5 protein-coding genes are annotated in these 7575 nt (G+C 62.4%); 2 read left to right on the plus strand and 3 right to left on the minus strand.

Translation table 11 applies throughout. The features are described 5' to 3' along the window. Positions 1-328: 328 nt before the first annotated feature. The 3 genes from HMPREF0372_RS01600 to HMPREF0372_RS01610 all read right to left on the minus strand — a co-directional run bounded on the left by HMPREF0372_RS01600 (position 329) and on the right by HMPREF0372_RS01610 (position 4511). On the minus strand, positions 329-1648 hold the full coding sequence (locus HMPREF0372_RS01600; protein ID WP_007488391.1) for an acetyl-CoA hydrolase/transferase family protein: 1320 nt from the start codon (positions 1646-1648) through the stop codon (positions 329-331). 80 nt (positions 1649-1728) lie between these two features. Then, complete coding sequence (locus tag HMPREF0372_RS01605; RefSeq protein ID WP_007488392.1) at positions 1729-3690, minus strand: sodium:solute symporter family protein; 1962 nt, start codon at positions 3688-3690, stop codon at positions 1729-1731. A 53-nt stretch (positions 3691-3743) separates the two neighbouring features. Continuing rightward, on the minus strand, positions 3744-4511 hold the full coding sequence (locus HMPREF0372_RS01610) for a cyclase family protein (protein ID WP_007488393.1): 768 nt from the start codon (positions 4509-4511) through the stop codon (positions 3744-3746). 450 nt (positions 4512-4961) lie between these two features. On the opposite strand from HMPREF0372_RS01610, the gene HMPREF0372_RS01615 reads away from it, so the two are divergent. Both HMPREF0372_RS01615 and HMPREF0372_RS01620 read left to right on the plus strand, forming a co-directional pair. Next, on the plus strand, positions 4962-6335 hold the full coding sequence (locus HMPREF0372_RS01615) for a sigma-54 interaction domain-containing protein (RefSeq protein WP_140402484.1): 1374 nt from the start codon (positions 4962-4964) through the stop codon (positions 6333-6335). 25 nt (positions 6336-6360) lie between these two features. After that, on the plus strand, positions 6361-7527 hold the full coding sequence (locus HMPREF0372_RS01620) for a thiolase family protein (protein WP_007488398.1): 1167 nt from the start codon (positions 6361-6363) through the stop codon (positions 7525-7527). Positions 7528-7575: the final 48 nt, after the last annotated feature.

A 7575-nucleotide genomic window follows, 5' to 3' on the forward strand; every position in this document is an offset into this window, starting at 1 on the left:
ACTGTCCACGAAACCTGGACCGGCCTCCAGCCTGCGTGAAACTGGGCTCAGTACCAATAACCTTCACAAAAAGAGCAGCCCCGGAACCCGTCGGTTCCGGGGCCGCTCAGCCTGTCGAAAAAGTCTTTTCGACAGGCTGAGGGACTTTTTGAAACCTTTTGAAGTTTCAAAAAGTCGGTTGACCAAACGCAAAAGACAACCCTGACGGTTTTCTTTCACACTATCTTTCCCTCCGAAACCTTCACCCGGAAGGTTTACCGATAGCCTCAGCGGCCCCGGAACCCGTCGGTTCCGGGGCCGCTCTCTGTTTCCACATACGGACGGACCGTCACAGGCGGTAGATGCGGTGAAACTCCTCCTCCAGCCAATCCCGAAAGTCCGGGTGGGCGATGGAGATAAGGGCCTTGGCCCGCTGCGGAACCGTCAGCCCCCGCAAACAGACCGCGCCATACTCGGTGGCCACAAAGTGGGTATTGCTCCGGGTAAGGGTCACCACGGCCCCCTCCGGCAGTACCGGCAGTATACGGGACTGGAGACGCCGCTCCCCCGTGTCCAGGTCCTTTGCAGAGTAGGTGGAGCGCAGGGTAATAACCGACTTGCCCCCCGGCGCCATCTGTGCGCCTACGGCGGTGTCCACCTGTCCGCCGCTGCCCGAGATCTGCCGGGGCCCCACACTCTCCGAGGCGCACTGGCCGGTGAGATCCACCTGGAGCGCAGCATTGATGGAGGTCATGCCCCGGTTGGCCGCCAAAACAGACAGATCGTTGGTGTAGCTCAGGGCCTTGTGGAGGATGGTGGGGTTGTCATCCACGAAATCATAGAGGGCATGGCTGCCCATGGTAAAGCACGTCACCGTCTTGCCCCGGTGGAGGCTCTTGCGGCTGTTGTCCGCCGCGCCGCACCGGAGCAGCTCCATGGCCGCGTCGGACATGGCCTCGGTGTGAATACCCAGGCCCCGCTTGTCCTTGAGCTCGGCGGCCAAGGCGTTGATGGTACCCCCAAAGCCGAGCTGGATGGTGGCCCCGTCCTCCACCAGCTCCGCCACCACCCGGCCAAGCTGGCGGTCCACCTCATCGGGGGGCTGGGGTGAAAGGGCGGCGGGGTAGCGGTCGGACTCCACAATGGCGTCCACCTGGGAGACATGGAGGGTCACGTCCCCGAAGATCCGGGGAGCACGGGAGGCCACCTCCACCACCACCCGCCGGGCGCGGGGGAGCACCTCCAGCTCAATGCAGGCCGAGCCCGCCAGGGAAAAGCAGCCATGCTTGTCCATAGGGGAGACCGTGAGTACCAGGCAGTCGTACTCCGGCGCCCCATGGGTCCAGTCCCTGGCCGCATTGCGCAGGTGGTTGGGCAGAAAGGCGCAGCGGCCCAGGCGCTGGGCCTCCTGCTGGTAGGTGTTGTAAAAAATCGACTCTATTTGAAAGGCGTCCCCGCAGGCGGGGTCGGTAAGCAGAGCCAGGGGCTCCAGGGGCAGGTAGTTGAGCACCCGTACCCCGTGGAGCTCCGCCGCCCGCCGGTGGAGGGCGGCGGCAAAGTCCACTGGGAGCAGCGGGCCGCCCGCCAGATAGACGGTGTCCCCGGAGCAGATGCGGCCTGCCTCCGCCTCCGCGGTGGTGCGCCGGCGGGCATATTCCGCCTCAAACATGGGAAAGCACTCCTTTTCTTGCACAGAGGGCGGGGCAGCCAGGCTGCCCCGCCCTCTGAAGATTGATTCAGACAGGAGAATTACGCGTACTTCTGAAGCGCAGCGGCGCCCTTCTCGGTGATGCGCAGCTTGCGCTTGAACAGGCCGCCCTCCACCACGTAGCCGCGGCGGGTCAGGTGGGAGCAGATTGCGGACATGCGCATGGACTTAATGCCGTTTTTCTGCACAAACTCCGCCTGCTGCTCGGGGTTCTCCTTGACCACCTTCAGGAGCTGGACATACAGGGGGTTCAGGAACTCCTCTGCCATCTCGGCCTCCTTCCCGCTGAGGGCGGGCAGGGCCGCCAGCCCCTTCTCGGTGATGGTAAAGGTGTAGAACTTGGAGCCGCTCATGCCGGCACGGACCAGGTAGCCGCCCTGATCCAGGTTCTCCACGGCGGCGCCGGAGGTCTTGGAGTCCACCCCCAGGGCGTCGGTCAGGTCGGACATGTAGCAGTGGCCGATGCGCAGCATCTCCAGAATCTGCTTTTCCAACTCGCCCAGCTTGACCTCCTTACGGTTGGAGGCGGTGGGCACCCGCTCCCAGCCGGGGCGGCCGTAATACTTGGGCTGGCCGAATAGGGAGGCGATCACCGCCACCACCAGGGTGACCACCAGGCCCAGGGTGGCCAGATACACATAGCTGTTGATGGAGAACACCTTGGTCAGGTCCAGCAGGGTGAACACAGCCATGGTGGCCATGCCGCACACCGCGCCCCACAGGGCGCCGCGGCCGTTAAAGCGGGGCCAGATGGCGCCCAGGCCCAGCAAAATGGCGGGGGGCACCAGCCAGCAGTTGGCAAAGGCGAACAGGTAGGTGGGGCCGCCGGGGAACTGGCAGAGCACGAAGGTGACCACGCCGATGAGCAGCATGATGATCTTGGACATCTTCAGGCTCTTCTTTGCGTCAGCCTTGGGGTTGATCAGGCGCTGGTAGATATCGCGGTTGGCCACAGCGGAGGCGCCCAGGGCGGAGGTGGAGGCGGTAGAGATGGATGCCGCCACGGCGCTGATAACCACCAGGGAGCCAAACAGAGACACGAAGGTCTTGGCCACATAGCCGTAGGTGCCGGTAGGAGCCACAGTACCGCCGTTGAGGGTGAGCTGCTCGGGATAGAACGCGCCCATGTAGCCGCCGATGAAGCACAGGGGCACCATGAACACCACAATCAGGATGATGGCAGCGGCCACGAAGGAGCGGCGGGCCACCTTCTCACTGCGGCAGTTGGCGACCTTCATCCAGTAGTAGTTGTTGCCCCAAACCAGGGCTACGGCGAAGCAGATAATGAAGTTAAACACCGAGGGGTAGGTCAGCTTCATGCCGGGCAGCGCCCCCACAAAGCCCTGGCTCATGAAGTCGCCGGCACCCCAGTTGGCGCTGATGGCGTCCAGCCAGCCGAATCGTCCGGCCAGGATGAAGAAGGTGGCGGGCACCACAATCACGCCGATGAGCACCTGGAACAGGTCGGTGATGGTGGTGGCCCACAGGCCGGAGACAAAGGTAAACACGATGATGACAGCGAAGATAATAGCGGTAATGGCCAGGCGGTTCCAGCCGGTGAAGGCCGCAATGTTGTCCACACTGGACACCACGTTATTGGCCATAATGCCGCACATGCCGATAACGGAGGTGATGGCCACTACGGAACGGGTGTGCCCGTCGTAGCGCATCTCCAGAAACTCGGGCAGGGTCTGGGCGCCGCTGCGGCGGACAAAGTTGGAGTACAGCAGGCCGAAGATCAGCAGGCCGCACACCGAGTAGATGACACCCCAACCCAGGCCGCCCAGCAGGCCGTACTGAATCGTGAAGCCGGGGGCCAGTGTGACCGTGGTGCCGGCAAAGCCGATAGCAATGACGCCCACCACGTTGATGGGGGTGGAAATCTCACGGCCGGCCAGCACGAAGTCGGAGGACTCCTTGACCCACCGCTTGCTGATCAGGCCTGCGCCCAATAGAAACGCGCAGAAAATGACAAATATGACGACAAATATGACGTTACCCACGTTTGTCCCTCTCTTTCATATGTATGGTTGTTTACACTGACACAACAAAAGGGTTACTCCACGAAGGCCACCACACGGGCCCAGCCGGCGGAGGCGGCCTTGATGCTTACCGGGAAGCAGCTTACCTTAAAGCCGGTGACAGGGAGCTGATCCAGGTTGGTCAGCTTTTCGATGTGGCAGTAGGCCTTGTCGCGGCCCACCCGGTGGGCCTCCCAGATAATGGAGGCATCGTGGTTCTTTTCAAATTCCTCCCCCTCGAAGGGCAGGGGCACATCCCAGCTCCAGCCGTCGGTGCCCACCACACGCACGCCGCGCTCCAGCAGCCACATGGTGGCCTCATAGCTCATACCCGCGCCCGCAACCAGGTACTCAGGCTTGCCCCAGCGGTCATCGGCATCGGTGCGCAGGAAGACAATATCGCCGGGCTTGAGAGTGTAGTTGATCTTCTGGAAGTACTCCTCCACATCCTTGGCGGTGATCTTGTATCCATCGGGCTTGTCGTGGAAGTCCATCACCACGCCGTCGCCCACAAACCAGTCCAGAGGCACCTCGTCAATGGTCCAGGCCCGCTCACCGCCGTTCATGGTGGGGTAATAGTGGTAGGGGGCATCCACATGGGTTCCGGAATGGGTGCACACCTGCAGGAACTCGATTCCCCAGCCGTTGCCCTCCGGCAGATCCTCAACGGTGCAGCCCTTAAAGAAGCCAGCCATCTGCTCCGCGGTGTCCTTGTGGTTGCAATACTGAATCTTGGGAATCTGGATCGGGGGATCACTGGGCAGTCCGTCTTCAATGGGAATAGACAGGTCAATGATTTTCATAGTGGTTACACTCCTTTTGATTCGGCCGGTGGCCGTTGCTTGCGTCTCATAAGATAGCAATTTCTGTGCCAAGTCTGTCTAATACTCTGCAAGCCGTTGCAACTGTAAGAAAAAGCGGTTATTTTCATTGACATCCAGGCGCCCAAACACTGTTCGGTAATCCGTACATTTGAATATTTTATTTTGAGCTGTCTTTTGGCAATCCCCCTCTGTTCTTATGTTTTAAGCCTCATGTATTGATTTCCTTACATGTTTTGTTTTCCGTACATTTCGCAAACAATTTTGGACGTTTTCTGGCGTTTTTTGTGACTCAATTTTTTGCAAAAACCCATTTTCTCCGCATCAACTAAACAAAAAGATTCATTTTCGGTGAAATTAACCATTGTAAAACAGCGCGTAGCTTGCTATCGTTAATACATTCCGTACCGTGTATGAGTGGAGGAAGCCGCATTGGAAAACCACATTGATCCAAGCACCATGCTGGAATTTATCGAGGGTCTGGCCGCCATGGCGGTTCTGGACCAGGACGGCGTCTACACCTATGTCAGCCCGGGCTGGGAGCGCTACACCGGCCACACCGCACAGGAGGCCATCGGCCGGAAGGTTTGGGAAATGGTGCCCGACACCCACGCCACCGAGGTCTTCCACACGGGCAAGCCGGTCTTTGCCAAGGCCGTCAACGCCAACGGCCCCGCCTTTACCTCCTATTTTCCCCGCTTTGACCGGGATGGGAAGCTGTGCGGGCTGTTTCTCTATGTCATCGTCCAGGGTATGGAGGACGCTCAGAACCTGACCCGGCGCATCGGCGAGCTGTCCAGCAAGGTGGAGTTCTACCAGCAGGAGCTGTCCCGGGAGCGGGGCGCACGCTACGGACTGGACAACATCATCGGCGAAAGCGCCTCGGTCCTCCGCCTGAAGGAGCAGATCGTCCAGGCCGCCCGCTCCACCTCCACGGTGCTCATTGAGGGGGAGACGGGCAGCGGCAAGGAGCTCATCGCCCACTCTATCCACGCCATGAGCGCCCGCAAGGCGGCCAACTTTGTGCGGGTCAACTGCTCCGCGATTCCGGCCGAGCTGATGGAGTCCGAGTTCTTCGGCTACGCCGCCGGCGCCTTCACCGGCGCGGCCCGGAAGGGCCGCATCGGCCGCTTTCAGCTCGCCAGCGGCGGCTCCATTTTTCTCGACGAGGTCAACCTGCTCACCGCCACCATGCAGCCCAAGTTTCTCCGGGTACTTCAGGAGATGGAGATCGACCCGGTGGGCGGGGAGAAGAGCATTCCCATCGACGTGCGGGTGATCGCCGCCTCCAATATCCCGCTGGAGACGCTGGTGGAGGCGGGACAATTCCGCAGCGACCTCTATTACCGCCTCAACGTCATCCGCATCCAGGCCCCCACCCTGCGGGAGCGGAAGGAGGATCTGCCCCTGCTTGTGGACAACTTTATCCACCGGCTCAACTACCAGCTCGGCATGGTCATCGAGGGGGTGGCCCCCGGCGCCATGGACCTGCTGATGGATTACGACTGGCCGGGCAACGTCCGCGAGCTGCAGAACGCGGTGGAGAGCGCCATGAACGCGGCTGACTCCCCCATCCTGCGGCGGCGGGACTTCCGCCAACTGGAGCAGCGGATGCGGGCCCGGCGGCGGCGCCAGCTCACCGGGCCGGGGGACTTCAAGCTGCGCCCCGCCCGCCAGGCCTTTGAGCGGGAGCTTATTCGGGACGCCCTGGCCGCCGCCGGAGGAAACCGGGTCAAGGCCGCCGCGCTTCTGGACATCTCCCGCACAGTGCTCTACGAAAAAATGGAACAATACCAATTAAAATAGACAGACTGAGGAGAGGAACATTACCATGCAGACACAACTGAGACAGGCCGTGGTTGTCGCCTTCGGCCGCACCCCCTACTGCAAGGCCCGCAAGGGCTCCTTTGCCCAGCTCCACCCCGTGGAGTATGGCGCCCAGACCCTTCTGGGTGTGCTGGCCAGAGTACCCCAGCTCCGGCCGGAGGACATCGGCGACGTGATCATGGGCTGCGCCATGCCCTTCGGTGTCCAGGGCGGCAATATGGCCCGGCTGATTGTCCAGCGGGCCGGGCTGCCCGACTGCGTCACCGCCCAGACCGTCAACCGCTACTGCTCCTCCGGCCTGCAGACCATCGCCACCGCCGCCAACGCCATCCGCTGCGGGGAGGAGGACGTGGTCATCGCCGGCGGCGTGGAGTCCATGTCTCTGGTTCCCATGCTGGTGGGCGCGGAGGATGCCGACCCCTGGCTGGCGGAGCACCGCCCCGAGGTCTACACCACCATGGGCATCACGGCGGAAAATGTGGCCCGCCAGTGGGGCATCAGCCGGGCCGATATGGATGCCATGGCCGTTGAGAGCCACCGCCGGGCCGCCCAGGCCCAGGCCGGCGGCTGCTTTGACGGACAGATCATCCCCATCACCGTCCCCGGCCCCGACGGCGGCGAGGTGGTGGTCTGCCGGGACGAGGGCATCCGCCCCGACACCACCGCGGAGACGCTGGCCGGGCTGAAGCCCTGCTTCCTGGAAAACGGCTCCGTCACCGCAGCCACCTCCTCCCAGATGACCGATGGTGCCGGCTTCGTGGTGCTCATGTCGGAGGAAAAAGCCGCAGAGCTGGGCGTGAAGCCCCTGGCCCGCTTTGTCTCCTTTGCCACCGGCGGCGTGCCTGCGGAGGTCATGGGCGTCGGCCCCATCGAGGCGGTGCCCAAGGCGCTCAGAAAGGCCGGCCTTGCCCTGGAGCAGATGGACACCATTGAGCTCAACGAGGCCTTTGCCTCCCAGGCCCTGGCGGTCATCCGCACCCTGGGCATGGACCCGGCCAGGGTCAACCCCTGGGGCGGCGCCATGGCCCTGGGCCACCCCCTGGGCGCCACCGGCGCCATGCTCACCTGTAAGGCCTTAAGCTATCTGGAGCGCACCGGCGGCCGGTACGGCATGGTCACCATGTGCATCGGCGGCGGCATGGGCGCGGCAGGTATCTTTGAGCGCCTGTAATGGCAGTACAGCAGGAGGCCCTGGGAACCTTCCGGTTCCCAGGGCCTC

The sequence above is a fragment of the Flavonifractor plautii ATCC 29863 genome (assembly GCF_000239295.1).
Taxonomy (GTDB): Bacteria; Bacillota; Clostridia; order Oscillospirales; family Oscillospiraceae; genus Flavonifractor; species Flavonifractor plautii.

What these genes read in the sequence shown, in the direction of transcription:
- HMPREF0372_RS01600 (WP_007488391.1), bottom strand. Translation starts at nt 1,648, where the DNA reads ATGTTTGAGGCGGAATATGCCCGCCGGCGCACCACCGCGGAGGCGGAG.
- HMPREF0372_RS01610 (WP_007488393.1), bottom strand. Translation starts at nt 4,511, where the DNA reads ATGAAAATCATTGACCTGTCTATTCCCATTGAAGACGGACTGCCCAGT.
- HMPREF0372_RS01620 (WP_007488398.1), top strand. Translation starts at nt 6,361, where the DNA reads ATGCAGACACAACTGAGACAGGCCGTGGTTGTCGCCTTCGGCCGCACC.